Source organism: Klebsiella pasteurii, assembly GCF_018139045.1.
In the GTDB taxonomy this organism is placed as follows: Bacteria; Pseudomonadota; Gammaproteobacteria; order Enterobacterales; family Enterobacteriaceae; genus Klebsiella; species Klebsiella grimontii.
Genome location: NZ_CP073236.1, coordinates 5,542,731 through 5,568,329, shown reverse-complemented (window position 1 = coordinate 5,568,329; position 25,599 = coordinate 5,542,731). Strand labels below are relative to the sequence as shown.

Annotated in this window: 23 protein-coding genes; 13 read left to right on the top strand and 10 right to left on the bottom strand. The window is 57.6% G+C overall.

Features of this window, described 5'->3' with window-relative positions; genetic code table 11:
- The first annotated feature begins 19 nt into the window (after window positions 1–19).
- The gene (entD, locus tag KCG39_RS25960; RefSeq protein WP_004130314.1) at window positions 20–643 is read left to right on the top strand and encodes an enterobactin synthase subunit EntD; all 624 of its coding nucleotides are present in this window, start codon (window positions 20–22) and stop codon (window positions 641–643) included.
- Between the two features lie 176 nt (window positions 644–819).
- On the opposite strand, the gene KCG39_RS25955 is transcribed toward entD, so the two are convergent.
- Entirely contained in the window at window positions 820–1,755 is a 936-nt protein-coding gene (locus KCG39_RS25955; RefSeq protein WP_049113604.1) for a transketolase family protein, read from the bottom strand.
- Window positions 1,748–2,578: a transketolase gene (locus KCG39_RS25950; RefSeq protein WP_004130310.1), complete on the bottom strand. Its 831-nt coding sequence runs from the start codon at window positions 2,576–2,578 to the stop codon at window positions 1,748–1,750. Before KCG39_RS25950 ends, KCG39_RS25955 begins: the two co-directional genes overlap by 8 nt.
- A gap of 364 nt (window positions 2,579–2,942) precedes the next feature.
- Between KCG39_RS25950 and KCG39_RS25945 the strand changes: the two genes are divergently transcribed.
- The 8 genes from KCG39_RS25945 (at window position 2,943) to KCG39_RS25910 (ending at window position 12,047) form a co-directional block, all read left to right on the top strand.
- The gene (locus tag KCG39_RS25945; protein ID WP_004130309.1) at window positions 2,943–3,893 is read left to right on the top strand and encodes a sugar-binding transcriptional regulator; all 951 of its coding nucleotides are present in this window, start codon (window positions 2,943–2,945) and stop codon (window positions 3,891–3,893) included.
- A gap of 362 nt (window positions 3,894–4,255) precedes the next feature.
- Window positions 4,256–5,776, top strand: coding sequence for an FGGY family carbohydrate kinase (locus KCG39_RS25940; protein ID WP_087828689.1), 1,521 nt, complete (start codon window positions 4,256–4,258; stop codon window positions 5,774–5,776).
- A 303-nt stretch (window positions 5,777–6,079) separates the two neighbouring features.
- Window positions 6,080–7,015 carry a D-ribose ABC transporter substrate-binding protein gene (locus KCG39_RS25935; RefSeq protein ID WP_004130307.1) on the top strand — a complete coding sequence of 312 codons (936 nt, stop codon included), beginning with the start codon at window positions 6,080–6,082 and terminating at the stop codon, window positions 7,013–7,015.
- A gap of 43 nt (window positions 7,016–7,058) precedes the next feature.
- Window positions 7,059–7,679 (top strand): DUF2291 family protein, encoded by a 621-nt coding sequence (locus KCG39_RS25930; protein WP_142467821.1) that lies wholly within the window; start codon window positions 7,059–7,061, stop codon window positions 7,677–7,679.
- A 1-nt stretch (window position 7,680) separates the two neighbouring features.
- Window positions 7,681–9,225: a sugar ABC transporter ATP-binding protein gene (locus tag KCG39_RS25925; RefSeq protein ID WP_004130303.1), complete on the top strand. Its 1,545-nt coding sequence runs from the start codon at window positions 7,681–7,683 to the stop codon at window positions 9,223–9,225.
- A gap of 17 nt (window positions 9,226–9,242) precedes the next feature.
- A complete protein-coding gene (locus tag KCG39_RS25920) occupies window positions 9,243–10,298 on the top strand; it encodes an ABC transporter permease (RefSeq protein ID WP_004130301.1) in 1,056 nt (351 codons plus the stop codon).
- 60 nt (window positions 10,299–10,358) lie between these two features.
- Window positions 10,359–11,156 carry an SDR family oxidoreductase gene (locus tag KCG39_RS25915; RefSeq protein ID WP_004130299.1) on the top strand — a complete coding sequence of 266 codons (798 nt, stop codon included), beginning with the start codon at window positions 10,359–10,361 and terminating at the stop codon, window positions 11,154–11,156.
- Between the two features lie 105 nt (window positions 11,157–11,261).
- Window positions 11,262–12,047 carry an SDR family oxidoreductase gene (locus KCG39_RS25910; protein WP_004130297.1) on the top strand — a complete coding sequence of 262 codons (786 nt, stop codon included), beginning with the start codon at window positions 11,262–11,264 and terminating at the stop codon, window positions 12,045–12,047.
- 192 nt (window positions 12,048–12,239) lie between these two features.
- On the opposite strand, the gene KCG39_RS25905 is transcribed toward KCG39_RS25910, so the two are convergent.
- Window positions 12,240–12,392, bottom strand: coding sequence for a Hok/Gef family protein (locus tag KCG39_RS25905; protein WP_112165465.1), 153 nt, complete (start codon window positions 12,390–12,392; stop codon window positions 12,240–12,242).
- A 222-nt stretch (window positions 12,393–12,614) separates the two neighbouring features.
- Entirely contained in the window at window positions 12,615–14,648 is a 2,034-nt protein-coding gene (locus KCG39_RS25900) for a choline transporter (protein ID WP_142467822.1), read from the bottom strand.
- 128 nt (window positions 14,649–14,776) lie between these two features.
- On the opposite strand from KCG39_RS25900, the gene betI reads away from it, so the two are divergent.
- Genes betI through betA form a run of 3 tightly spaced genes read left to right on the top strand, consistent with a single transcriptional unit; the run spans window position 14,777 to window position 18,532 of the window.
- Window positions 14,777–15,370: a transcriptional regulator BetI gene (betI, locus tag KCG39_RS25895; protein ID WP_004130288.1), complete on the top strand. Its 594-nt coding sequence runs from the start codon at window positions 14,777–14,779 to the stop codon at window positions 15,368–15,370.
- A gap of 10 nt (window positions 15,371–15,380) precedes the next feature.
- Window positions 15,381–16,853 (top strand): betaine-aldehyde dehydrogenase, encoded by a 1,473-nt coding sequence (gene betB, locus KCG39_RS25890; protein ID WP_004130286.1) that lies wholly within the window; start codon window positions 15,381–15,383, stop codon window positions 16,851–16,853.
- Between the two features lie 14 nt (window positions 16,854–16,867).
- Window positions 16,868–18,532, top strand: coding sequence for a choline dehydrogenase (gene betA, locus KCG39_RS25885; RefSeq protein ID WP_142467823.1), 1,665 nt, complete (start codon window positions 16,868–16,870; stop codon window positions 18,530–18,532).
- A 102-nt stretch (window positions 18,533–18,634) separates the two neighbouring features.
- On the opposite strand, the gene KCG39_RS25880 is transcribed toward betA, so the two are convergent.
- Both KCG39_RS25880 and KCG39_RS25875 read right to left on the bottom strand, forming a co-directional pair.
- Complete coding sequence (locus KCG39_RS25880; protein WP_049122985.1) at window positions 18,635–19,330, bottom strand: GNAT family N-acetyltransferase; 696 nt, start codon at window positions 19,328–19,330, stop codon at window positions 18,635–18,637.
- A gap of 185 nt (window positions 19,331–19,515) precedes the next feature.
- On the bottom strand, window positions 19,516–20,853 hold the full coding sequence (locus KCG39_RS25875; protein ID WP_004130273.1) for an aspartate aminotransferase family protein: 1,338 nt from the start codon (window positions 20,851–20,853) through the stop codon (window positions 19,516–19,518).
- A gap of 182 nt (window positions 20,854–21,035) precedes the next feature.
- Between KCG39_RS25875 and KCG39_RS25870 the strand changes: the two genes are divergently transcribed.
- A complete protein-coding gene (locus KCG39_RS25870; protein WP_004130269.1) occupies window positions 21,036–21,800 on the top strand; it encodes an SDR family NAD(P)-dependent oxidoreductase in 765 nt (254 codons plus the stop codon).
- Window positions 21,801–22,381: 581 nt separating this feature from the next.
- On the opposite strand, the gene KCG39_RS25865 is transcribed toward KCG39_RS25870, so the two are convergent.
- The 4 genes from KCG39_RS25865 to KCG39_RS25850 are packed head-to-tail and all read right to left on the bottom strand — an operon-like array spanning window position 22,382 to window position 25,358.
- Window positions 22,382–23,143 carry an amino acid ABC transporter ATP-binding protein gene (locus KCG39_RS25865; RefSeq protein WP_009653167.1) on the bottom strand — a complete coding sequence of 254 codons (762 nt, stop codon included), beginning with the start codon at window positions 23,141–23,143 and terminating at the stop codon, window positions 22,382–22,384.
- Window positions 23,136–23,801, bottom strand: coding sequence for an amino acid ABC transporter permease (locus KCG39_RS25860; protein ID WP_004130263.1), 666 nt, complete (start codon window positions 23,799–23,801; stop codon window positions 23,136–23,138). The genes KCG39_RS25865 and KCG39_RS25860 overlap by 8 nt, the downstream gene beginning before the upstream one ends.
- Before the next feature lie 14 nt (window positions 23,802–23,815).
- Entirely contained in the window at window positions 23,816–24,457 is a 642-nt protein-coding gene (locus KCG39_RS25855) for an amino acid ABC transporter permease (protein ID WP_049113179.1), read from the bottom strand.
- 49 nt (window positions 24,458–24,506) lie between these two features.
- On the bottom strand, window positions 24,507–25,358 hold the full coding sequence (locus KCG39_RS25850) for a transporter substrate-binding domain-containing protein (RefSeq protein ID WP_004130261.1): 852 nt from the start codon (window positions 25,356–25,358) through the stop codon (window positions 24,507–24,509).
- Between the last annotated feature and the right edge of the window lie 241 nt (window positions 25,359–25,599).

Below are 25,599 nucleotides of genomic sequence, written 5' to 3'. Positions count from 1 at the left end.
AATCTGTTAACATTGCCTGATGCACATCCAACACTCGATCATTCAACTTGCCGGTCACTCGCTGCAGCGGGTGGATTTCGACCCGTTGACCTTCCAGCCTGAAGACCTCCTCTGGCTCCCGCATCATGCCCGGTTAAGCGGCTGCGTCCGCAAGCGGCAGTCCGAGCATCTCGCCGGGCGTATCGCCGCGGTTTACGCGCTGCGGGAAGTGGGTGAAAAAGAGGTGCCTGCCATTGGTGACCAACGCCAGCCCCTGTGGCCCGCGCCGTGGTACGGCAGCATCAGCCACTGCGAACGCAGCGCGCTGGCGGTTGTCTCCGCCGGGCCGGTCGGCGTTGATATCGAACGAGTCATGGCGCCTTCGCTGGCGGCGGAACTGGAAAGCAGCATCATCAATAGCGCGGAAAAAAGACGGCTGGACGCCAGCGGCCTGCCGCCTGAGCTGGCGCTGACGCTGGCGTTTTCGGCAAAAGAGAGCGCGTTTAAGGCCAGCCATTCGGCGATCCAGGCCAGGATAGGTTTCAGCGACTTTGAGGTTACATATATAAAGGAAGGAAACCTGCGGCTTCGGCTCTCCGCCGGGGAGTATCAGCTACAGTGGATTAAGGCAGGGGACTGCGTCATCACGCTCTGCGCGCCATAAAAGACGCGCCGCTGCGACAACCGGAGACGGATGGCAACCCGCTTTCAGCACCATAGCCGCATTTCTGCCGGGCGGCGGCTACCGCCTTGCCCGGCCTACGAATACCGCGCTACCCTCTCGCTGCACATTTGTTGCAGGCCCGGTATCACCGGGCACGCGCTTGCCACTCGCTGATATCAGCGCATTTTCTGCGCCAGTTCGGCGACGGATGCGGCATCGAAACCGTGATGTTTACGCAGCCAGCCGCGGTCCGCCGCCGCCGCATACTCGCCATCCGGGATCCCCAGACGTTTGAGCGGGATTCCCGCGCCGGCTTCGGCCAGCACTTCCGCCACCAGGCTCCCAAGGCCGCCGTTGACGTTATGCTCCTCCACCGTAATCACCGTCTTGCACGGCTTCAGGGCCGCCAGCAGCGCGGCGGTATCGCAAGGGCGAATAGACGGCACGCTCACCACTTTGGCCTGAATCCCCGCATCGGCCAGCATCTGCGCGGCATCGACGATTTCGTGCACCGTCGATCCGGTAGCGACCAGCGCGATATCTTCGCCTTCCCGCAACGTGATGACCGCTCCCGGCACAAAGCGATAGCTTTCGTCATACAGTTCCGGCAGCGCCTTACCGTCAAGACGAACATAGACCGGCCCCTGATAGCCGATGGCGTAATCGATAATCTGTCGACATTCGCGCGGCGAAGACGGGGCGAAAATCTGGATATTGCCGAAGCCGCGCATCACCGCCAGGTCGTCAATCGCGTGATGGGTGCTGGCCAGCGGTCCGTAACTGGCGCCGGCGTTAAGGCCAAATAGCTTAACGTTGGTGTTGTTGTAGCAAACGTCGACCTTAATCTGCTCATTAGCGCGGGAAATCAGGAACGGCGCGGCGTTACAGGTGACCGCCACTTTCCCCCCCAGCGCCAGACCCGCCGCCGTCCCGACCATGCTCTGCTCGGCGATGCCCACGTTCACCAGACGACCGGGGAACTGCTTAATAAACGGCGCGATTTTGGCCGTTGAGGTGGAGTCAGCGACGACCGGCACCAGATCGACGCCGCGGTCAACCGCATCAATAAAGGCCTGAACCATCACGCTCGCCAGGTGTTCTGCATTACTCATCTTTCAGTTCCTCCAGTGCCAGTGCAATCTCTTCGCCTTTCGGTACCCGGTGGTGCCACTCCGGACGCCCCTGGATAAAGGAAATACCGGCGCCTTTCGTGGTGTTGGCGATAACGACGTTCGGTTTACCTTCCTGCTTCAGCCCTTCCAGGGTCGCGACAACCGAGGCCATGTCGTTGCCCTGGCATTCGGTGACCGTCATCCCGAAGGCCTTCCATTTGTCGGCCAGCGGATCGGTATTCATAATTTCGCGCGTCGGCCCCGCCAGTTGGAGATTGTTCTTGTCATTAATAATGATCAGATTATCAAGGCCGTAGTGCGCCGCGGCTAGCGCCGCTTCCCAGTTACTGCCCTCCGCCAGTTCGCCATCGCCGGTAATTAAAAAGATGCGGCGGGAGCTGTTGCTTTTTTTCGCCGCCAGCGCCAGCCCCACCGCAACAGGCAAACCGTGGCCCAGCGCGCCGGTGTTGAGCTCAATGCCCGGCGTTTTCTGACGAACCGGATGACCGGGAAGATGGGAATTGGCATGCTGATAGGTGTCCAGCCAGTCAACCGGGAAGAAGCCCGCCTCGGCCAGCACGCAGTAGTAGCAGCCCACCGCATGGCCTTTCGACTGGATGTAAATATCGCGCTGATCGTCAGCAAGACGCTCCGGCGCGACGTTCAGAATGCGGAAATAGAGCGCGGTGAGCAGTTCAACCTGCGACAGGTCGGCGCCGGTGTGCCCGCCCGCAGGGCTGTTGGCGTTCAATCTGACGATATGGCGACGTACGGCGCGGGCTTTGCGCTCGAGTGCCTGGACATCATAGCTATAGGGATTCATTTAATACCTCTGAATTTATTTTCAACTTGGAATATTTATTCCGTCAGGGACTAAAAAAACCAGACATCCCCAGGCAACGCATCGTAAGACTTACGCCGCTGCATCATACTCAGGAACATTCTGCCTCCTTACCACCGGGCATGACGTCACCCGGGCACTTTTCAGTTGACCTGAAACCGCCATGAATATATATTCACTAACGACTCTTTATTCAATTATGCAGCTACTGTTCTGTTTTTGTCCATCGCTGATTTTGAGGATTGGCGAAAGTTAGATATCCATCACACTTAACTGTCTTTTCTTTTCGCGTATGATAATGAGCTCTAACATAATGGCTGCACGTAAATGATTTTCGGGGAAATATATGGCTAAGCAGGATGAACAACGGCTATTAGTTAAGATTGCCACGCTCTACTATCTTGAAGGACGAAAGCAGTCCGATATCGCTCAACTTCTCTCGCTTTCTCAGTCATTTATCTCCCGAGCGATCGCCCGCTGCCAAAAAGAGGGCGTGGTCAAAATCAGCGTTGTTCAGCCATCGAATATTTTCCTCAATCTTGAAAAAGGCCTCGAGGATCGCTACGGAATTAAACAGGCCATCGTCGTGGATACCGAAGACGACGCCAACGATCACACCATCAAGCGCGCCATCGGTTCCGCCGCCGCCCACTATCTGGAAACGCGATTGCGGCCGAAAGATCTGATCGGCGTCTCTTCGTGGAGTTCGACTATCCGCGCAATGGTTGATGAGGTTCACGCGCAAAACCTGAAGGCCAACGGCGTGATTCAACTGCTTGGCGGCGTGGGCCCAAATGGTAACGTGCAGGCGACTATCCTGACCCAGACCCTGGCGCAGCATCTGAACTGTGAAGCCTGGCTACTCCCTTCCCAGAGCATTGAAGGCTCCACTGAGGAGAAAAATCGCCTCGTGGCCAGCAAAGATGTCGCCGACGTCATTGCCCGCTTCGACGAAGTCGATATCGCCATCGTCGGAATTGGCATCCTTGAGCCTTCGCAGCTGCTCAAAACTTCCGGTAACTACTATCACGAAGATATGCTCCAGGTGCTGGCGGAACGCGGCGCCGTGGGCGACATTTGCCTGCACTACTACGATAAAAACGGCAAGGCGGTGTTGCGCGATGATGAAGATCCTGTGATCGGCATGGCGCTGGAGAAGGTGAAGAAGTGCCCTAACGTGGTGGCCCTTGCCGGTGGCAGCGAGAAGGTGGCGGCTATCAAAGGCGCGCTTTCGGGCGGTTATATCGATGTTCTGATCACCGATTATCCAACGGCCAGGCTGCTTATCGCCGGGTAATTTCCTCACTCAAACACTTTCCCACAGCCTTTACGCTCTCCTTCAGGCGTAAAGGCTTAGGCAATAAATTTTTATATTTCAATCGTATATAACCATCCAACCGCGCTCTTTTCCTCCGACATCCGGAAGCTTCACCAAACGGATAAGTGTGATTGCCAGCACAATTGATAACTTTTCCGGTAGCCCGACGGGAAGTTTCTGGCTAAGGTAACAAATAAATAATCACTATCGAATATATATTCAGTGATTAAAAAAGTGAAAACGAATTGTCACATCATGGCCTGCTAAGAAGCAATGCGATAAAGAGGAATACCGACTTCCCCCTCCGCGCCAGGACGAAGTGTGACTCAGGAGACTACCTAATGCAGGCAACACGTAAAGAGTTCATCATTGCGCTGGACGAAGGCACCACCAATGCCAAAGCCGTCGTACTCGATAGCCGCGGCCAGGTCGTGGTGAAATTCTCTCAGCCGCTGGCGATCCAGACGCCGCGTGAAGGCTGGGTCGAGCAGTCGGGAGAAGTCCTGGTTGACGCTTCGCTGGCGGTTATCGCGAAAGCGGTAGCGCACGTTGGCGCAGAAAACGTCGCGGCATTAGCCATCAGCAACCAGCGCGAGACCGCGATCGGCTGGTATCGCCAGAGCGGTAAGCCAATTAACGCCGCGATCACCTGGCAGTGCAGCCGCAGCGCCGCGTTTTGCGATGAACTGCGCCACAGCGATAAAGAGCAGCAAATCAAGGCCGTGACCGGCCTGCCGATCGCGCCTCTGTTTTCGGCCTCGAAAATGCGCTGGCTGCTGGAATCTCTTCCTGAGGGGCCCGCGCTGGCTGAGCGCGGAGAAATCTGCCTCGGCACTATCGACAGCTGGCTGCTGTGGAACTTAACCCAGGGCGATGCGTTCTACTGCGATTACTCCAATGCCGCGCGTACCCAGCTGCTGAACCTGCAAACCGGCCAGTGGGACGACGACATGTTGGCGCTGTTCCAGATCCCGCGCGCCGCGCTGCCGGAGATCAAGCCCTCCAGCGGATTGTTTGGCTATACCCGGGGGTTGAACGCTATCCCAGACGGTATTCCGGTGATGGCGATGGTCGGGGATTCCCACGCCGCGCTGTTTGGCCACGCGCTGGGCGAACTCGGCTGCGTGAAAGCCACCTACGGTACGGGGTCATCGGTGATGGCGCCGGTAAAATCCGCACAGTGCGATATCGACGCGCTGGCCACCACCATCGCCTGGCACGACGGCGACAGCATCACCTACGGACTCGAAGGTAATATTCCGCATACCGGCGATGCCGTAGCGTGGATGGCGGACAGCACCGGCTTGAGCGAACTTTCCGATGCTGAACTGGCGCATGAACTCAACACCCTGCCCACCTCCGTGGACTCCACGCTGGGCGTCTATTTTGTGCCGGCGTTAACCGGCCTGGGCGCCCCGTGGTGGGATGACAGCGCCCGCGGCGTGATTTGCGGCCTGAGCCGCGGCGTCAAGCGCGCCCATCTGATTCGCGCCGCGCTGGAATCCATTACCTATCAAATTGCCGATGTTGTGGTGGCGATGCGCCAGCAGGACGACTTCCACTTAACGGCGCTGATGGTCGACGGCGGCCCGACTAAGAACGACTGGTTAATGCAGTATCAGGCTGACCTGCTTGGCTGCCCGGTGATGCGCAGCGACGTTGCCGAGCTGTCGGCGATTGGCGCGGCCCTCCTTGCGCGCAAGGCCCTGAATCCGGGAACGGTCACCGACCTGAAAGCCTTTTTAACCGAACACAGCGAATTTATCCCCGATATGGCCCGCCACCAGCGCCTGCAGAAAAGATGGCAGGAGTGGCGCCATGCGGTGAACAGAACATTATGGAAACCGGCAACGTCCGCCTGACGCCCACCAGGGAATCGAACGCGTGACGCACCTTAGAGCCTATTCCCGTAGGCGTTATTGGCGCAGGCAGTTTGAATACGGACAGCGCTTCGATCCCGGAGCGTACACGTAGTACGTGAGGATTAACTCGCGATGCTCGCCCTCCGGGCCGCCCTGAAGGGCGTTCAAAATGGCCAGTAAAATAGCCCTAATGGATAGGCTCTTAATTATCAACAAAAGGAGACCCCCGGCCCATAAACTCGATTTGCAGGCCTTACGTTGTTTCACCGTACCCGACAATAACAACCAAGAGAGAAAATTGTCATGAAATTACGTTTAACGCTTTTAACCGCAGCCACCCTGACCGCCTTTTCTTTCGCTGCCCAGGCGGCAGAAAAAGGCACCATTATGATCATGGTTAACTCGCTGGATAACCCCTATTACGCCTCTGAAGCCAAGGGCGCCAGCGAAAAAGCCAAAGAGCTGGGCTACCAGACCACCATTTTGTCGCATGGCGAAGATGTCAAAAAACAGAATGAGCTGATCGATACCGCCATCGGTAAAAAAGTTCAGGGCATTATTCTGGATAACGCCGATTCCACCGCCAGCGTCGCCGCCATTGAAAAAGCGAAGAAAGCGGGTATTCCGGTGGTTTTAATCAATCGCGAAATTCCTGTCGATGATATCGCGCTGGAGCAAATTACCCACAATAACTTCCAGGCCGGTTCTGAAGTCGCCAACGTATTTGTCGAGAAAATGGCGGAGAAAGGAAAATATGCCGAACTGACCTGTAACCTTGCGGATAATAACTGCGTGACCCGCTCTAAATCTTTCCACCAGGTGATTGACCAGTACCCGGATATGGTCAGCGTCGCTAAACAGGACGCGAAGGGCACCTTAATCGACGGCAAGCGCATTATGGACAGTATTCTGCAGGCGCACCCCGATGTTAAAGGCGTAATTTGCGGCAACGGTCCCGTTGCTCTCGGCGCCATTGCCGCGCTGAAAGCGGCGAATCGTAACGATGTGGTGGTGGTCGGTATCGATGGCAGCAACGATGAACGCGACGCGGTAAAAGCCGGCACCCTGCAGGCCACCGTGATGCTTCAGGCACAGGCCATCGCCGCTCAGGGGGTGACCGACCTCGATAACTACCTGCAAAAAGGTGAAAAACCGGCCAAGCAGCGCGTGATGTTCCGCGGCATTCTGATTACTCAGGACAATGCAGACAAAGTGCAGGACTTCAATATCAAATCCTGATTTCGGGTTGTTGCGCCCCGTCCGGGGCGCACAGGAGCGTATTATGTATAAAAAAATCTCGCTGATGCTGGTCGTTCTCGCGCTCGGAGGCTGTCGTATCGTCTCTCAGCAGGAGCTGGCCGATCTTAAATCTCCGCCCAATCCGCATATGGCGGATATCGATCGGACATGGCAAGACCAGCTGGTTCCCCAGGTTGTGGCTAAAGCTCGCCCCGTTGCCGAGCTTATGACCGCCCTGCGCGCGGCGAAAGATATTGATAGCGCCTGCAAAGCGTTAGGCTATCGCGCTCAGGACGAAAACCCCTGCGTGTTTTACGTCAAAGTCGAAGGCAATATCAGCAAAATTGATTCCGCTTCGCGCAGCGGAAAAATGACGATTGAGGATACCCACGGCGGCAACGTGGTGGTGCAAATTGGCCCGACGCTGCGCGGCACATTATTACGCGACGGCTATCAGGGCGCCAGCTATCAGGACTTTAACGATCAGGTGCTGTTTGGCGAATATAGCCGGAAGATTAACGAACACGCGGTAAAAATGATCCAGACGGCGCAAGTGAAAACCGGCGAAGCGGTACAGGTGTACGGCGTGTTCTCGGCCTGGGATATTCCACATAATATTCCTGATATTACGCCAGCAAAAATTGTTCGTTTGGGAGGACAATAACATGCAGCGGCAAGAACTCGTCAATTCCCAACCAGTCGACTCTGAAGTTATTATCGAAACCCGCGAATTATCCCGTGTTTATCCGGGCGTCGTCGCCTTAGATAACGTGAATTACCGGGTCTATCGAAATAAAGTAAACGTTCTGATCGGTGAAAATGGTGCGGGTAAATCCACCATGATGAAAATGCTTGCTGGCGTTGAAACACCCTCGTCCGGTCAAATTATTCTTGATGGCGCTCCGGTGACCCTTAGCTCGACGCACCAGGCGGAAAAGCAGGGAATCAGCATCATATTTCAGGAGTTAAATTTATTCCCGAATATGAACGTCATGGATAATATTTTTATGGCTAACGAATTCTTTCAAAAAGGGAAAATTAACGAAAAATATCAATATGAGTTAGCCAAATCATTACTGGAAAGGCTGGAGCTTGATGTCGATCCCTACACCCAACTCGGCGAATTAGGCATCGGCCATCAGCAACTGGTAGAAATTGCGCGCGCGCTTTCAAAAGACACCCGGGTATTAATTATGGATGAACCCACTTCCGCGCTCAGCCAGTCGGAAGTCAAAATCCTGTTTAACGTCATTGAGCAGCTTAAACGTCGCGGCGTCACCATTATCTATATTTCCCACCGTCTGGAAGAGCTAATGGAAATTGGCGACCACATCACCATTTTCCGCGACGGGCGCTTTATCAGCGAGCGCGAGGTCAGCGACGCCAGTATTCCGTGGATTATCGAACAGATGGTCGGCGATAAGAAAAAACATTTCGACTACCGGCCGGCGCCGAAAGGCGAAGCGGTGCTTGCGGTTGAAGGTCTGACGGCGCTTCATTCCAGCGGCGGCTATAAGCTCAACGATGTGACCTTTACCTTAAGTAAGGGAGAGGTGATCGGCATCTATGGCCTGCTCGGCGCCGGACGCACGGAGCTGTTTAAAGGCCTGGTCGGTCTGATGCCCTGCCAGAGCGGGAACGTCCATCTCAACGGCGAAAATATCGACAAGGCGCCGTTCCAGGCGCGGCTTAAAAAAGGGCTGGCGCTGGTGCCCGAAGACCGTCAGGGCGAAGGCGTGGTGCAGATGATGTCGATTCAATCGAATATGACCCTCTCTGATTTCAGCCTGCAGGGCTTTCGCCGGGCGTGGAAGTGGCTCAATCCACAGAAAGAAATCGCCTGCGTCAAAGAGATGATTCGCGAACTGGCGATCAAGGTCAGCGACCCCGATCTGCCTATCACCTCGCTCAGCGGCGGCAACCAACAAAAAGTGGTGCTCGGCAAAGCGCTGATGACGAAGCCGGAGGTGGTGTTTCTCGACGAGCCCACTCGCGGTATCGACGTCGGCGCGAAAACCGACGTATATCACCTGATCGGCAAAATGGCCCAGCAGGGTCTGGCAGTGATGTTCTCTTCATCGGAGCTGGATGAAGTGATGGCGCTGGCGGATCGCATCCTGGTCATGGCCGACGGCCGGATTACTGCCGATTTACCGCGTCATGCGGTGACCCGCGAAAAATTAATCGCGGCTTCAACACCTCAAGATTAATCAGGCTGGAACCCATCATGAACCAGAAATATATGATTTATATGTACCTGCTGAAGGCCAGAACGTTTATCGCTCTGCTGCTGGTTATCGCGTTCTTCAGCGTGATGGTACCGAATTTCCTGACCACATCTAACCTGCTGATTATGACCCAGCACGTGGCCATCACCGGCCTGCTGGCCATCGGCATGACGCTGGTTATCCTGACGGGCGGTATCGACCTCTCCGTCGGCGCCGTCGCCGGCATCTGCGGCATGGTGGCCGGGGCGCTGTTAACCAGCGGCCTGCCCTTATGGAACGGCAGCGTTATCTTCTTCAACGTACCGGAAGTGATCCTCTGCGTGGCGCTCTTCGGCGTGCTGGTCGGCTTTGTGAACGGCGCGGTCATCACCCGCTTCGGCGTCGCGCCCTTTATCTGCACCCTGGGCATGATGTATGTCGCCAGAGGCTCGGCGCTCTTGTTCAACGACGGCAGCACCTACCCGAACCTTAACGGCATGGAAGCGCTGGGCAACACCGGTTTTTCCACCCTCGGATCCGGGACGCTGATGGGCATTTATCTGCCAATCTGGCTGATGATCGGCTTCCTGCTGCTGGGCTACTGGCTGACCACCAAAACCCCGCTGGGCCGCTATATCTATGCCATCGGCGGTAACGAATCCGCCGCTCGTCTGGCCGGCGTGCCTATCGTTAAGGCAAAAATCTTCGTCTACGCCTTCTCCGGCCTGTGCTCGGCGTTCGTCGGCCTTATCGTCGCCTCCCAGCTACAAACCGCGCACCCGATGACCGGCAATATGTTCGAAATGGATGCCATCGGCGCCACCGTGCTCGGCGGAACCGCGCTGGCGGGCGGTCGCGGTCGGGTGACCGGCTCAATCATCGGCGCGTTCGTCATCGTCTTCCTCGCCGACGGCATGGTGATGATGGGCGTCAGCGACTTCTGGCAGATGGTCATTAAGGGCGTGGTTATCGTCACCGCCGTCGTCGTCGACCAGTTCCAGCAAAAACTGCAGAACAAAGTCATCCTGATGCGTCGTCATGAGGAGAAGCTGGCTGCGGCAGGAGCCACCAGTTAATCACGTCTTTATTACCCCGCCGGACGCTCTGCCGTCCGGCCTCTATAAGGGATGAAAAATATGCAAAGAAATTTCACAAATAAAACGGTGGTTATCACCGGGGCCTGCCGCGGAATTGGCGCCGGTATTGCCGAGCGCTTTGCTCGCGACGGCGCGAATCTGGTGATGGTCTCTAACGCCGAGCGCGTCCACGAAACGGCGGAAACCTTACGCCAGCGCTATCAGGCCGATATCCTGTCGTTACAGGTTGATGTCACCGATGAAGCGCAGGTGCAGTCGCTTTACGAGCAGGCGGCGGCACGTTTCGGCGCCATCGACGTCTCTATCCAGAACGCGGGGGTGATCACCATCGACTATTACGATCGCATGCCAAAAGCCGACTTTGAAAAAGTGCTGGCAGTTAACACCACCGGCGTCTGGCTGTGCTGCCGCGAGGCCGCCAAATATATGGTCAAACAGAACCACGGCAGCCTGATCAACACCTCTTCCGGCCAGGGCCGCCAGGGGTTTATCTACACCCCGCACTATGCCGCCAGCAAAATGGGCGTGATCGGCATCACCCAGAGCCTGGCCCACGAGCTGGCGCCGTGGAATATCACCGTCAACGCCTTCTGTCCGGGCATTATCGAGAGCGAGATGTGGGACTACAACGATCGCGTCTGGGGCGAAATCCTCAGCACCGAGCAGAAGCGCTACGGTAAAGGCGAGCTGATGGCGGAGTGGGTCGAAGGCATTCCGATGAAGCGCGCCGGCAAACCGGAAGACGTTGCCGGGCTGGTGGCATTCCTGGCTTCCGATGATGCGCGTTATCTCACCGGGCAGACCATCAATATCGACGGCGGCTTGATTATGTCGTAGTTGGGCTGTTTCCTCGAGTTGCGGCTGACGCCTTACCCGGGCTACAGATCGGCACGGTTTGGTCACCTGGCGTGCCGCAGGATATTTATTCAGAGAGTGATAACTATGATCGCAAAAGATTTTGCCCAACAGCTATTTAATCTGCAGGACCGCGTGGCCTTTGTAACCGGCGCGGGCAGCGGCATCGGCCAAATGATTGCTTACGGACTCGCCAGCGCGGGCGCTCGGGTCGTCTGCTTCGATCTCCGCGAAGATGGCGGCCTTGCCGAAACCGTAAAAAATATCGAAGCCATCGGCGGCGAGGCCTGTTTCTACACCGGCGATGTGCGCCAGCTTAGCGACCTACGCGCTGGGGTGGCGTTGGCAAAAAGCCGCTTTGGCCGCCTTGATATCGCCGTCAACGCCGCCGGTATCGCCAACGCCAATCCGGCGCTGGAGATGGAAACCGAGCAGTGGCAGCGGGTGATCGATATTAACCTCACCGGCGTATGGAACTCCTGTAAAGCGGAAGCCGAACTGATGCAGGAAACGGGCGGCGGTTCGATTATTAATATCGCCTCGATGTCCGGCATTATCGTTAACCGCGGCCTCGATCAGGCCCATTACAACTGCTCCAAGGCGGGCGTGATCCACCTGTCAAAAAGCCTGGCGATGGAGTGGATTGGCAAAGGGATTCGGGTCAACTCCATCAGCCCCGGCTATACCGCCACGCCGATGAACACCCGGCCTGAGATGGTTCATCAGACTCGCGAATTCGAAAGCCAGACGCCGATCCAGCGTATGGCGAAGGTTGAGGAGATGGCCGGCCCGGCGCTGTTCCTCGCCAGCGATGCCGCATCGTTCTGTACCGGCGTTGACCTGGTGGTTGATGGTGGTTTTGTCTGCTGGTAGAACGGACCGAATACCGGTATGGATGTCAATATACTGGCAGCGACCGGCGAAGCAGTATGCAGGGTGGCGGCGCGATTGTTTTAACCGGTCGATGTTCTCTCGCCGTCCATCCTGCCCCATAAGCAGAAAAAAGGTGCCTTAAGGTGCCTTACCCAGCCTGCGGATAAGCGGGGATAGCTCCCCGCATACCGGCTACTTCTTCGTTTCGTAAGCGAGAACGGCCTTAAACTCCATACTACGTTCTTTGATGCTCAGCTCGCACAGCGAGTCGCGCCCCATTAACGTCAATCCCAGCGCTGTCAGACACAGCACGATGATTGCCACCAGGGCGTATTTTGTCAGCATCTCGTTGCCTCCATGCGAAGAAGAGGCTATTATCCAGCGTGCTAGGTTTGGATTGTAGGCCTCAGGTTGATGGGAACATCTCCTGAGGCTTCGTCTTTCTGAATCCTCACCTAAGCCTGAACGCAGAAAGCCTCAGGCACCCGCCGTCATCATACGCTTCCCTGCGCAATTCACTGTATATTTAACCAGCTAAATCCCTTTTTCAGAAAACGTTTAGACGGCCTACATTCCGGGGAAGGTCACGCTGTTGCCCGGCGCTTCGCGATGCAGGTGAATAAAGTTCAAATGACGCTCGTACTGGTCAAGAATATCGGTAATGACCTGTTCTTTGCTGTAGTCCATCAGGTCGTTGCCCTGACTCCCTTCCAGCAGGAAGGTCTCCAGACGATAGTAGGTCGACTTCCCGCTGCGCGCCCGGTAGGTAAAGCCGGGAATGGCGTACTGCTGCGGCCAGATCTGATAAACAAAGTTCTGCTCATCGCCCATATGCACCAGCAGGTCAAGATGGCCAAGGCTGTCTCCCTCTTCCGGCGGCAGGCTTTTCAGCTCGACGTAAGCGCCGCGCAGCTTCAGCTCCTGCGCCACCTCTTCCATCGCCGGGAAGCACACCGTCTCCATCATCTGGCGGGTATAGCGCGTGCCGGGGTAGTTCATCAGCCGCGACAGGCGCTTCTTCCAGCTCAGGCGATCCTGCACGCCGAGCGGTCGCGGGGCGGTGTCGCGGTTGGCGCTCTCGCGGCGATAATCCTCAACCTTCAGCGACTTATATAACCCCGCCATCACGAAGAAGATCACGAAGCTAAACGGCAGCCCCATAATCACCGTTGCGTTCTGCAGGGCGGAAATGCCGTTAGTCATCAGCATCCCCAGGGTCAGCAGGCCGATAACCACCGACCAGAAGATGCGCAGCCAGTTTGGCGCATCGCTGTTGATATCCTTCAGCTTCGAGGTGAAGTTACCCAGCACCAGCGCCCCGGAATCCGCGGAGGTCACATAGAACAGCAGGCCGGTAATGGTTGCCACCGAAGCGCTAAAGGTAAACGCCGGATACTGCGCCAGCAGGTTATAGAAGCCGCGCTCCGGGTGGGCGACCGCCTCGGCGGCGAAGGCCGCGTTGCCGTGGATGATTTCATACAGCGCGCTATTGCCGAACACCGACAGCCACAGCAGGGTAAAGGTGAACGGGATAATCAGCGTTCCCACCACAAACTGACGAATGGTGCGTCCACGTGAAATACGCGCCAGGAACAGGCCGACAAACGGCGACCACGCCACCCACCACGCCCAGAAGAACAGGGTCCAGTTATTCATCCACTCTACCGGCCGATCGAAGGCGAAGCTATTAAGGGTCATGCCCATAAAACGATTCACATAGTCGCCAACGTTGAGCACCAGCGCGTTGAGCAGAAACTCGGTGTCGCCCATAAACAGGATGAACAGGATCAGCCCGAGGGCCAGCACCACGTTAAGCTCGGAAAGAATACGGATGCCTTTATCCACCCCAGAGGTCACCGAGATAGTGGCGATGATCACCGACAGTACGATCAGCGCCGCTTTCGCCCCCAGCGAATCCGGAATATCAAACAGCACGTTGAGGCCGTAGTTTAGCTGCACCACACCAATCCCGAGGGTGGTGGCGATACCGAAGATGGTGCCGATAACGGCGGCGATATCCACGCTGTGGCCAATCGGACCATTAATCTTCTTGCCGAAGATCGGATAGAGCGCGGAGCGGATGGTCAGGGGTAAATTATAACGATAGCTAAAGTATCCCAGCGCCATCCCCATCAGGGCATACATCGACCATCCGGTCAGCCCGTAGTGAAACAGCGTCCACACCATCGCCTGGCGCGCCGCCTCCATGGTCTGCCCCGCCCCTTCCGGCGGCTGCATATACTGGGTCACCGGCTCGGCGACGGAGAAGAACATCAGGTCGATGCCGATACCGGCGGCGAACAGCATTGCCGCCCAGCTGAGCATGCTAAATTCCGGCTTCGAGTGTTCCGGCCCGAGCTTCACCGAACCGAAACGCGAGCAGGCGATGCACACCACAAACACAATATAGAGCGTCGCGGCCAGCAAATAGTACCAGCCGAAGGTGCGGGAAACCCAGTTCAGGGTACGGCCAATCCAGGCCGCGGAAAAATCGCTGAAGAAAAGAGTCATCAGGGAAAACAACAAAATCAGTCCGGCGGAAGTGTAAAAAACCACCGGATTGATTTTGTCCTTTTCTCTGCTCGGTGAAAGGTCTGTCATCCATTCTCCTTACTGTTTTTGCAACTATTAAAACAAAAATCCGCAACAATTAAGACACATTTTATATTGAACGTCCAATCAAAAACCGCTTTAATAGATAAACAAAGCTGATGAATGGAGTCTACGAAATGCCCAAACTGGGGATGCAACCGATACGGCAGCGGCAGCTGATTGACGCCACCCTGGCCGCCATCAATGAAGTGGGAATGCACGATGCCACCGTCGCGCAGATCGCCCGACGGGCTGGCGTATCGACCGGCATCATCAGCCACTATTTCAAGGATAAGAACGGGTTGCTGGAAGCGACGATGCGCGATATCACCGGCCAGCTGCGCCAGGCGGTGTTGAGCCGCCTGCACGCCCTGCCCGACGCCGGCCCGCAGGAACGCCTACGCGCCATCGTGGCGGGCAACTTCGACGACAGCCAGATAAGCAGCGCGGCGATGAAGGCCTGGCTCGCCTTTTGGGCCAGCAGCATGCATCAGCCGATGCTCTATCGCCTGCAGCAGGTCAGCAGCCGACGACTGCTGTCGAATATCGTCTATGAATTCCAGCGCGCCCTGCCGCGCGAAGAGGCGCAGGAGGCCGGATACGGTCTCGCCGCGCTGATCGACGGGCTGTGGCTACGCGCGGCGCTGAGCGGTAAACCGCTGGATAAAGCCCGCGCCGAAACGCTCGCCGAGCACTTCATCAGCCAATACCTGCCACCGACTTCTCAATAATGGAGGACCCATGTCCCGAATGGCCGAACAGCAGCTTTACATCGACGGTGGTTATGTATCCGCCACCAGCGGTAAAACCTTCGAGACGATTAACCCCGCCAACGGGGAAGTGCTGGCGACCGTCCAGGCCGCCGGGCGCGAAGATGTCGACCGGGCGGTAAAAAGCGCCCAAAAAGGGCAAAAAATCTGGGCGGCGATGAGCGCCATGGAACGTTCGCGCATTTTGCGTAAAGCGGTAGATATTCTGCGCGCTCGCAACGACGAACTGGCGCGTCTGGAAACCCTCGATACCGGCAAACCTCTGAGCGAAACCGCCGCCGTCGATATCGTCACCGGCGCGGATGTGCTGGAGTACTACGCGGGCCTGATCCCGGCGCTGGAAGGCAGCCAAATCCCGCTGCGCGACAGCGCATTTGTCTATACCCGCCGGGAACCGCTGGGCGTGGTCGCCGGGATCGGCGCCTGGAACTACCCGATCCAGATCGCGTTGTGGAAATCGGCCCCGGCGCTGGCGGCCGGTAACGCGATGATCTTTAAACCGAGTGAAGTTACCCCGCTCACCGCTCTGAAGCTGGCGGAGATCTACCGCGAAGCGGGCCTGCCGGCAGGCGTGTTTAATGTGCTACCGGGCACGGGCGCCGAAACCGGTCAGTATCTCACCGAGCACCCGGACATCGCCAAAATCTCCTTTACCGGCGGCGTCGCCAGCGGCAAAAAAGTGATGGCTAACGCCGCCGCTTCTTCACTGAAAGAAGTAACCATGGAGCTGGGCGGCAAATCACCGCTGATCGTCTGCGAAGACGCCAGCCTCGACCTCGCCGCCGACATCGCGATGATGGCTAACTTCTACAGTTCAGGCCAGGTCTGCACCAACGGCACCCGGGTATTCGTTCCGGCACGCCTGAAAGCGGCGTTTGAAGAGAAAATCCTCGCGCGCGTGGCGCGTATCCGCCCCGGCGATCTGTTCGCTGAAGGCACCAACTTCGGGCCGCTGGTGAGCTTTCCGCATCGCGATAACGTGCTGCGCTACATCGAGACCGGTAAGCAAGAAGGCGCGCGCCTGCTCTGCGGCGGCGAAGCGCTGAAAGGCGAAGGCTTCGACCACGGCGCGTGGGTCGCCCCGACGGTGTTTACCGACTGCGATGACCAGATGACCATCGTTCGCGAAGAGATCTTCGGCCCGGTGATGTCGATTCTGAGCTACGACGATGAAGAAGAGGCCCTCCGCCGCGCCAACGCCACCGAATATGGCCTCGCCGCCGGCGTCGTCACCCCGGATTTAAACCGCGCCCATCGCCTGATTCATCGGCTGGAGGCCGGGATCTGCTGGATCAACACCTGGGGCGAATCCCCGGCGGAGATGCCGGTCGGCGGCTACAAGCACTCCGGCATTGGCCGCGAAAACGGCGTGCAGACGCTGCACAGCTACACCCAGATAAAATCCATCCAGGTTGAGATGGGTCAGTTTCAATCCATATTTTAACCAGGAGGTCATTTTTGCAGTTTGACTACATTATTATTGGTGCCGGTTCCGCCGGCAACGTACTGGCGACACGACTGACGGAAGATCCCGATACCACCGTCCTGCTGCTGGAAGCGGGCGGCCCGGATTACCGTTTCGACTTCCGCACCCAGATGCCCGCCGCGCTGGCCTTTCCCCTCCACGGTCGGCGCTATAACTGGGCCTACGAGACCGAGCCTGAACCGCATATGAACAATCGCCGCATGGAGTGCGGACGCGGAAAGGGCCTCGGCGGATCCTCGTTAATTAACGGCATGTGCTATATCCGCGGCAACGCCATGGATCTCGACAACTGGGCCTCGGCGCCGGGGCTGGAGCACTGGAGCTACCTCGACTGCCTGCCCTACTACCGCAAAGCGGAAACCCGCGATATCGGCGCCAACGACTACCACGGCGGCGACGGCCCGGTCAGCGTCACCACGCCAAAGCTGGGCAATAATCCGCTGTTCCACGCGATGATTGAAGCCGGCGTACAGGCCGGCTACCCCCGCACCGACGATCTCAACGGCTATCAGCAGGAAGGGTTTGGCCCGATGGATCGTACCGTGACGCCGCAGGGACGCCGCGCCAGTACCGCGCGCGGCTATCTCGACCAGGCCCGCGCGCGTCCCAATCTGACTATTCGCACCCACGCGCTGACCGATCATATTATTTTTGCCGGCAAGCGCGCCGTCGGCGTCGAATGGCTGGAGGGCGACAGCGCCGCGCCGTCAAAAGCCACCGCCAATAAAGAAGTGCTGCTCTGCGCGGGCGCTATCGCCTCGCCGCAGATCCTGCAGCGCTCCGGCGTCGGCAACCCGGAACTGTTGCGCCAGTTCGATATTCCGCTGGTTCACGCCCTACCCGGCGTCGGCGAGAACCTGCAGGATCATCTGGAGATGTACCTGCAGTACGAATGTAAAGAGCCGGTGTCGCTCTACCCGGCGCTGAAGTGGTGGAATCAGCCGAAAATCGGCGCCGAGTGGCTGTTCGGCGGGACCGGCATCGGCGCCAGCAACCAGTTTGAAGCGGGCGGATTTATCCGCAGCCGCGAGGCGTTTGCGTGGCCGAATATTCAGTACCATTTCCTGCCGGTGGCGATTAACTACAACGGTTCAAACGCGGTAAAAGAGCACGGATTCCAGTGCCACGTCGGTTCCATGCGCTCCCCGAGCCGCGGGCACGTGCGTCTGAAATCGCGCGACCCGCACCAGCATCCGGCGATCCTGTTCAACTATATGTCGCATGAACAGGACTGGCAGGAGTTCCGCGACGCCATTCGCATCACCCGTGAAATCATGAGCCAGCCGGCGCTCGATAACTATCGCGGCCGGGAGATCAGTCCGGGCATTGAGTGCCAGAGCGATGCCGAACTGGATGAGTTCGTGCGCAACCATGCGGAAACCGCCTTCCACCCCTGCGGTACCTGTAAAATGGGCTACGACGAGATGGCGGTGGTCGATGGCGAAGGTCGGGTTCACGGGCTGGAAGGCCTGCGCGTGGTCGACGCCTCGATTATGCCGCAGATTATTACCGGCAACCTTAACGCGACCACGATTATGATTGGCGAAAAAATGGCCGATGCCATTCGCGGCCGCCAGTCGCTGCCGCGCAGTACCGCGACTTATTATGTCGCCGGGGATGCGCCGGTTCGCCGCTAAACGATCTATGCTGGGTGGCGGCGTCGCCTCACCCGGCCTGACCGCGATTTTCCCGGATTGCGCTACGCTTATTCGGGCGACTCATCGGCGCACGGCCTGAATTCAACGAAAATCTTCCAGCCGCTTTATCTGCCGTCCACCAGCATCAAAGTTCTCCGGCGCCAGCCACGCCCGCAGCGCCGCATCGCGCGCGGGCCATTCGCTATCGATAATCGACAGCATATCGCTATCGCGGGTGCGTCCTTTACGCACCATCCTCTGGCGAAGACGCCCTTCCCAGGTAAACCCCAGCCGTTCGGCGGCGCGGCGGGAGGCGAGATTCATCGAGTCGCACTTCCACTCCAGCCGACGATAGCCGTGAGCAAAACCATTTTGCAGCAGCAGCCATACCGCCTCGGTCCCGAGTGGCGTATTTTTCATCGCCCGCGACCAGGTGACGTGGCCAATCTCCACCGTGCCCATCGCCCGTTCAATCGCCATATAGCTGACCAGCCCGACGGCCCGCTCGGCGTGCAGATCGATAACCGCATACGGTACCAGCCCGTCGTCCATGACCTTGCCGGTGATCCAGTGCGCCGTTGACTCCACGCTCTGCGGGCAGTTGCTGGCCAGCCACGTCCAGTCGCTGTCATCGCCGAGGGCATAGGCAGCAAACAGATCCGCCGCGTGCCGCTCGGTATCCAGCGGCTCCAGCCGGCAAAAGCGGCCATTTAACGCCGTGCGGCGCAGAAGCCCCGCGCCCTGCCAGCCCGGCACGCGATCGTTAACCTGCTGACCAAATTCATTGATTTCCGGCACGCTTATCTCTCCCGTAGTGTTATCAGGTTGTTATATCAAGAAACCCGGATTGCAGGAAGATGCTGGCAGAATAAGCGACTGAGTTAAGATGGGATGAAAATCAGCCCCGCTTGCGCGAGGCTTAGCGGGGCTACGAGTGGATGGCCCGGTAAGGCGTTTACGCCGCGACCCGGGAAATCATCCTCTTACTTCGCCAGGCTCGCGAAGCGGGCGAATACCGCATCAAAAATCGCCAGCCCTTTTGTCACCTGTTCGGCGCTGATGGTGCACGGCGGCACCACGTGAATGCGATTTTCCACGACGAACGCCAGCAGGCCGGCTTCGGTCAACGCGCCTTTAATGGCCGCCATATCGGCCGCGCCCAGCGGCGTTTTATATTCGCGGCTGCTGACCAACTCCAGCGCCTGGAACAGACCGCGGCCGCGCACGTTGCCGATAATCGCGTGCTTCTCCGCCAGCGCTTCCAGCCCCGGACGCAGCACCTCATTGCCGATGGTCGCCGCGTTTTCCACCACCTTCTCTTCTTTCATCGCGTCAATGGTGGCGACAATCGCCGCCATCGCCAGCGGATGACCGGAATAGGTTAGCCCCCCGGCAAAGAAATGGTCATCAAAGTAGCGGGCGATCGGCTCGCTGATCAGCACGCCGCCGGCCGGGACGTAGCCGGCGTTAACCCCTTTAGCGAACGTCACCAGATCCGGCACTACGCCGTCCTGCTCGAAGGCGAACCAGCTCCCGGTGCGGCCAAAACCGGCCATCACTTCATCGAGGATCAGCACAATACCAAACTCGTCGGCCAGCGCCCGCACGCCCTGCATATAGCCCTCCGGCGGGACAAGAATCCCGGCGGTCCCCGGAATTGACTCCAGCAGAATCGCGGCAATCGCGTTCGGACCTTCACATTCGATCATCCGCCGCAGATGGGCCAGTGCGCGCTGGCACTCCTCTTCTTCCGTCGTGGCGTTAAATTCGCTGCGGTAGAGATAGGGGTTAAAGAAGTGAACGTGACCGCGCGAATACTCGTTCGGCACGCGCCGCCAGTCACCGGTGGCGGCAATCGCGCTGCCGGTATTGCCGTGATAGGAACGATAGGCGGAGAGCACTTTATCGCGCCCGGTATAGAGCCGCGCCATACGGATGGCGTTCTCGTTGGCATCGGCGCCGGCGTTGGTGAAGAACACTTTGCTAAAACCTTCCGGCGCCAGCTCGACAATCCGCTTCGCCGCTTCGCCGCGGGCGAGGTTGGCGGTGGCGGGCGCAATAGTCACCAGCTCTTCCAGCTGGGCTTTCATCGCCGCCAGTACGCGAGGGTGCTGATAGCCAATGTTGACGTTGACCAGTTGGCTGCTGAAATCGAGGTAAGTATTGCCTTCGTAATCCCACAGCTCGCAGCCTTTTGCCCCGGCGATCACCAGCGGATGTAAATTGCCCTGCATCGACCATGAATGAAACACATAAGCGCGATCCAGCTGCCGAACTTCATCATTGCTTATCGCTACATCGTTCTGTAGTGCCAGCTTCATACCCTGCCCTCTCTCATGTCGTTGTTGTTGGCCTCATCATTGGCCGTTCAGAGGAGAAACGGATAGAGCCAGTCAGGCGAAAATGATGTGACACCGTGTCACATCGCCGCGCGCCGACTGGCCCTGTGCCCGCGCGCGAAGGGTTTCTATAGTGGGAGCGACAACCTGCACAGGAGAATGAAATGGCAACGAGCAAAGTGGTGTTTATTACCGGGGCGACCTCGGGTTTTGGGGAAGCGGCGGCGCAGGTCTTCGCCGATGCGGGCTGGTCGCTGGTGCTGAGCGGACGCCGTTTTGAGCGGCTAAAGAAGTTACAGGACAAGCTCGCCTCGCAGGTACCGGTGCACATTATCGAACTCGACGTGCGCGATAGCGATGCGGTCGCCGCGGCCGTAGCGGCGCTGCCCGCTGAGTTCGCCGATATCACGACATTGATTAACAACGCCGGACTGGCGCTGTCGCCGCAGCCCGCGCAGAAAGTGGATCTGGACGACTGGAAAACGATGATCGATACCAACGTCACCGGGCTGGTTAACGTGACCCACGCGCTGCTGCCGACGCTGATTAACCACGGCGCGGGGGCGAGCATCATCAATATCGGCTCTATCGCCGGGCAGTGGCCCTATCCCGGCAGCCACGTCTACGGCGCCAGCAAGGCTTTCGTGAAGCAGTTCAGCTATAACCTGCGCTGCGATCTGCTCGGGACCGGAGTGCGCGTGACCGATCTCGCGCCGGGTATTGCCGAGACGGAATTTACCCTGGTGCGCACCAAAGGCGACCAGGCGGCGTCGGACAACCTGTATCGCGGCACCACGCCGCTGAGCGCGCGGGATATTGCCGAACAGATGTTTTATATCGCCACGCTGCCGGACCATATGAATATCAACCGGGTCGAAGTGATGCCGGTGCGTCAGGCCTGGCAGCCGTTCGCCATCGATCGGGATTAAGGTTTGGTTGTATCAGACACCGCGCCCGGGCCCGGTAGCCCGGACAGGCGCGTCAAGCGCCGCCTCCGGGAAAGTGTACAGGGGTTCCGTTCACTATTATTCCGCAGAAAATGTCTCAACGTGGTAGGTGAACGGGTAAAGGGGGAGAAAACCGTCTCCCCCTTTACAATCCCCGCGGTCCCGCAAAGAAATCGGTGCTGCGCACTGCGCTCACCTCCCGGTCCTCAGCCTGCGGTCGGCTCAACTCGACATCACTGTCTCGATTCGCCTCTGTCCGCCATCCCTGGCGGCCAGCCCTTGTCTTCGGTCCTCCGGTTCGCCGATTTCAGCGGGGGCCAGGGCATCGCGGCGTGTCCCATAGTTTCAGAAAGATACCAACAGCTGACGGAAAATCCCCCGGAGGCGGCGCTGCCGCGCCTGTCCGGGCTACCCAATCTGCCTCCCTCAGGCACCGGGCCCGGAAATCCCGGGTCGCGGCGTAAACGCCTTACCCGGGCTACTCCCCACTACCGTTTCGCAAACGGCTGGAAACCCGTAGCCCCGGTAAGCGCAGCGCCACCGGGGAGATTGACCGCTGATGCTTAGCGGCTGCTCTGCAAAAACTGCCTGACGCGTTCGGAATCCGGATTGGTGAAAAACTTCTCCGGCGGCGCCTTCTCTATCAACAACCCTTTTTCGAGAAACACCACCTCATCCGAGACCTGGCGCGCAAAATCCATCTCATGGGTCACCACCACCATCGTGTAGCCCTCGGCGGCCAGCGCCTTCATCACGCCCAGCACCTCGTTGACCAGCTCGGGGTCCAGTGCCGAGGTCGGCTCATCAAACAGAATGACCTCCGGCGACATCGCCAGCGAACGGGCAATCGCCACCCGCTGTTTCTGTCCGCCGGAGAGCGTAATCGGATAAACGTCGGCTTTATGCGCCATCCCCACTTTCTCCAGCTGCTGCATGGCGATGGTTTTCGCTTCATCACGCTTCATCCCCTTCACGTGCAGCAGCGCTTCGCTGACGTTCTGCTGCACCGTCAGGTGCGGCCACAGGTTAAAGCTCTGGAACACCATGCCAACCCGCTCGCGGATTTTCGATAGCTGGCGGTGGGACATCGCCCGGCCATTATGCTCATCAATACCCAGCCGCTGGCCGCTGATGCGGATCTCGCCGCGATCCGGCTGTTCCAGCCAGTTCATGCAGCGCAGCAGCGTCGATTTACCCGACCCCGACGAGCCGAGAATGCTCACCACGGTCCCCTTCTCTACCGTCAGATTGATATCACGAAGAACTTCAATGTTATCAAACTGTTTAGAGACGTTTTTGACGCTTACTGCAGTGGTATCAGACATGACTCATTCCTCTTCTGACTCCCCAGGCGCTCAGACGCTTAATCAGCAGCTCCAGTAGGATGCTGATCGCCCAGTAGAGCCCAATCGCGACGATAAAAGCGTTAAACGGGATAAAATAAGTAGCCTGCACGCTGTTAGCCGCAGCGGTTATCTCCTGGACGGTGATAATGCTGAGAAACGCGGTATCTTTCAGGCAGATAATCAGCTGATTGCCCATCAGCGGTAGCGCTGAAGAGAGAATATTGGGCAGAATAATGCGGCGGAATATTTTGTAGCGCGAAAATCCCTGCGCCACCGCGGCCTCGATATAGCCGCCGGAAAATACCCGGCGCTGGCTGCGCAAAATCTCAAAGAAATAGGCGCCATGGTAGATAATTAAGGCGATCAGGCCGGCGGTCCACGGTTCCATACTAATACCAACTTGCGGTAGCCCGTAATAGAGCAAATAGGCAAGAATCAAAAAAGGAATCGCCCGCATTAAGCTGACAAAGGCAATAATAAGCCGGTTAAGCGTTTTCTTTTGATATTCGGTTAAATAGCACAGGACCACGCCGATAATTAATCCGGCGATAGCCGCGGTAATAAAAAGCTCAAGGGTGGCGAGTAAACCGGCAATAAAGCTGTCGCGCACCGACCAGATAACGGCCCACTGATTCATAGTACCTCCTGTATTTATCGCGCCAGACGTTTCGCTTTACGCTCGGCCATCCCCTGCAGTTTCAGCAGCAGGCCAATAATCACCACGTACAGCAGACCCGCCGCCAGAATTGGCGAAAGAGGTTCATAGGTGACCGAAGAAATTCGGTTAGTGACGCGCGTCAAATCCACCACGCCAATCACCGCAATGGCCGGGCTACCCTTGATCAGGAACGACATCTCGTTAACCAGCGCGGGCAGGCTTTCAATCCACATCTGCGGCAGCATGATATAGCGGAAGTAGGCCCAGCGACGCATTCCTACCGACTCCGCCGCTTCCCGCTGTTCGCGGGGGAAGGTGCGAAAGGCGTTGCGCCAGATTTCGGCGTTAAAGGCCGAGGTATTGAGCGTCAGCGCCACAATCGCCGCGACGTTTTTATCGAGGTTAATCCCGACGGTCGGCAGAGAAAGAAACAGGAACAGCACCAGCGTGACCAGCGGCGTCGCGCGGGCAAGGCTGATATAGATCACCAGCAGCTGATCGATAACCGGGATACGCAGCATGCGCACCAGGGCGATCAGCAGACCAATCACTACCCCAAAGGCAATGGCGATGGCCGAAATCCAGAGGGTCGTCCATGCGCCTTCAATCAGTAACTGCCAGGAAATTGCATCCATGAAGCCCTCCTTCACCTAAACAGGCGGCGGTTTCCCGCCGCAGAACCCATTACAGACCGGCTAATTTATGGAACTGTTCCGGGCTGGTGATTGGCACGTCAGGAAGATCGTCATAGGTTTCGCCAAACCACTTTTTCTGTAGTTCCGCGAGCTTGCCGGTCTCCTTCATGTGATTCATAAACTTGGTCATATAGGCCAGCAGCTGCGGCGAGTTTTTCGGGATCGGCCACGCCATATAGCCCGGGCCGGATACCGCCAGACCTTTAGCGAACACCTTCGGCTTGGCCTTCGCCAGATCGTTGACCGAGATAACCACGTTAATCACGTAGTCCAGCCGTTTGTTGGCAAGGTCGGCGTAGGCTTCAGGATAGGAGGGATACTCCACTACCGGCCCCAGCTTACCGCCGGTTTTCTCCAGCATCGCTTTCAGCTCCGGCAGCCGCGCCAGCAGCGCGCTGCCCGCCTGGACGCCCACTTTTTTCCCGCTCAGTTCGGCAATGGTGTTCAGAGAATTATCGCCCGCGCGTTTAACAAAATAGTGCTGCGCTGACGCCCACGGCGGCGTGAAATCAAAAACCTTGAGACGATCATCGGTAATCACTGCGCCGGTTAACGCCATATCGTATTGCCCGGTAGACACCGCCGCCAATAATCCGGTCCACGGCAGAATGCTCTGGTCGACGTTGAATTTCGCGTATTTACGTAATTCATCGAGCATATCTTTGTTAAAGCCATCCGCCTGGCCGTTATTCATAAAGTTAAAAGGCGCGTAATCATCTTCGGTCGCGACTTTCAGGGTGCCGGATTTTTCTATTGCCGGAAGATCCGCGGCAGCTGCGTGATAAGAAAAGGCCATCGCCATGATGGCGCCCAGACAAATTGAACCTAATGATTTGTTCATTAATTCACCCCTAATTAATTCGCCAGACGTGTTCATTCCAGAACATGAAAAGGTTTTGCAAAATATGTGCCGACGGAAGTTCCGAACCGCGACTGATGAATACGTTTTTAGAGCCATCCCATCAGGCGTACATTCTTGCAGCCAGTTTGGACACGGACAGCGCGGAACACCCGAAGCGTACACGTCGTACGTGAGGAGTGTGAGCACTGCCCAGGACCAAAATGGCAAATAAAATAGCCTG

Bases quoted from the DNA above. Each gene is read 5' to 3' on its own strand.
- entD (WP_004130314.1), top strand. From the start codon at position 20: ATGCACATCCAACACTCGATCATTCAACTTGCCGGTCACTCGCTGCAG.
- KCG39_RS25860 (WP_004130263.1), bottom strand. From the start codon at position 23,801: ATGAATCAGTGGGCCGTTATCTGGTCGGTGCGCGACAGCTTTATTGCC.
- KCG39_RS25915 (WP_004130299.1), top strand. From the start codon at position 10,359: ATGCAAAGAAATTTCACAAATAAAACGGTGGTTATCACCGGGGCCTGC.
- KCG39_RS25950 (WP_004130310.1), bottom strand. From the start codon at position 2,578: ATGAATCCCTATAGCTATGATGTCCAGGCACTCGAGCGCAAAGCCCGC.
- KCG39_RS25920 (WP_004130301.1), top strand. From the start codon at position 9,243: ATGAACCAGAAATATATGATTTATATGTACCTGCTGAAGGCCAGAACG.
- KCG39_RS25910 (WP_004130297.1), top strand. From the start codon at position 11,262: ATGATCGCAAAAGATTTTGCCCAACAGCTATTTAATCTGCAGGACCGC.
- KCG39_RS25905 (WP_112165465.1), bottom strand. From the start codon at position 12,392: ATGCTGACAAAATACGCCCTGGTGGCAATCATCGTGCTGTGTCTGACA.
- KCG39_RS25955 (WP_049113604.1), bottom strand. From the start codon at position 1,755: ATGAGTAATGCAGAACACCTGGCGAGCGTGATGGTTCAGGCCTTTATT.
- betB (WP_004130286.1), top strand. From the start codon at position 15,381: ATGTCCCGAATGGCCGAACAGCAGCTTTACATCGACGGTGGTTATGTA.
- KCG39_RS25925 (WP_004130303.1), top strand. From the start codon at position 7,681: ATGCAGCGGCAAGAACTCGTCAATTCCCAACCAGTCGACTCTGAAGTT.
- betI (WP_004130288.1), top strand. From the start codon at position 14,777: ATGCCCAAACTGGGGATGCAACCGATACGGCAGCGGCAGCTGATTGAC.
- KCG39_RS25940 (WP_087828689.1), top strand. From the start codon at position 4,256: ATGCAGGCAACACGTAAAGAGTTCATCATTGCGCTGGACGAAGGCACC.
- KCG39_RS25850 (WP_004130261.1), bottom strand. From the start codon at position 25,358: ATGAACAAATCATTAGGTTCAATTTGTCTGGGCGCCATCATGGCGATG.
- KCG39_RS25870 (WP_004130269.1), top strand. From the start codon at position 21,036: ATGGCAACGAGCAAAGTGGTGTTTATTACCGGGGCGACCTCGGGTTTT.
- KCG39_RS25930 (WP_142467821.1), top strand. From the start codon at position 7,059: ATGTATAAAAAAATCTCGCTGATGCTGGTCGTTCTCGCGCTCGGAGGC.
- KCG39_RS25855 (WP_049113179.1), bottom strand. From the start codon at position 24,457: ATGGATGCAATTTCCTGGCAGTTACTGATTGAAGGCGCATGGACGACC.
- KCG39_RS25900 (WP_142467822.1), bottom strand. From the start codon at position 14,648: ATGACAGACCTTTCACCGAGCAGAGAAAAGGACAAAATCAATCCGGTG.
- KCG39_RS25865 (WP_009653167.1), bottom strand. From the start codon at position 23,143: ATGTCTGATACCACTGCAGTAAGCGTCAAAAACGTCTCTAAACAGTTT.
- KCG39_RS25875 (WP_004130273.1), bottom strand. From the start codon at position 20,853: ATGAAGCTGGCACTACAGAACGATGTAGCGATAAGCAATGATGAAGTT.
- KCG39_RS25935 (WP_004130307.1), top strand. From the start codon at position 6,080: ATGAAATTACGTTTAACGCTTTTAACCGCAGCCACCCTGACCGCCTTT.
- KCG39_RS25945 (WP_004130309.1), top strand. From the start codon at position 2,943: ATGGCTAAGCAGGATGAACAACGGCTATTAGTTAAGATTGCCACGCTC.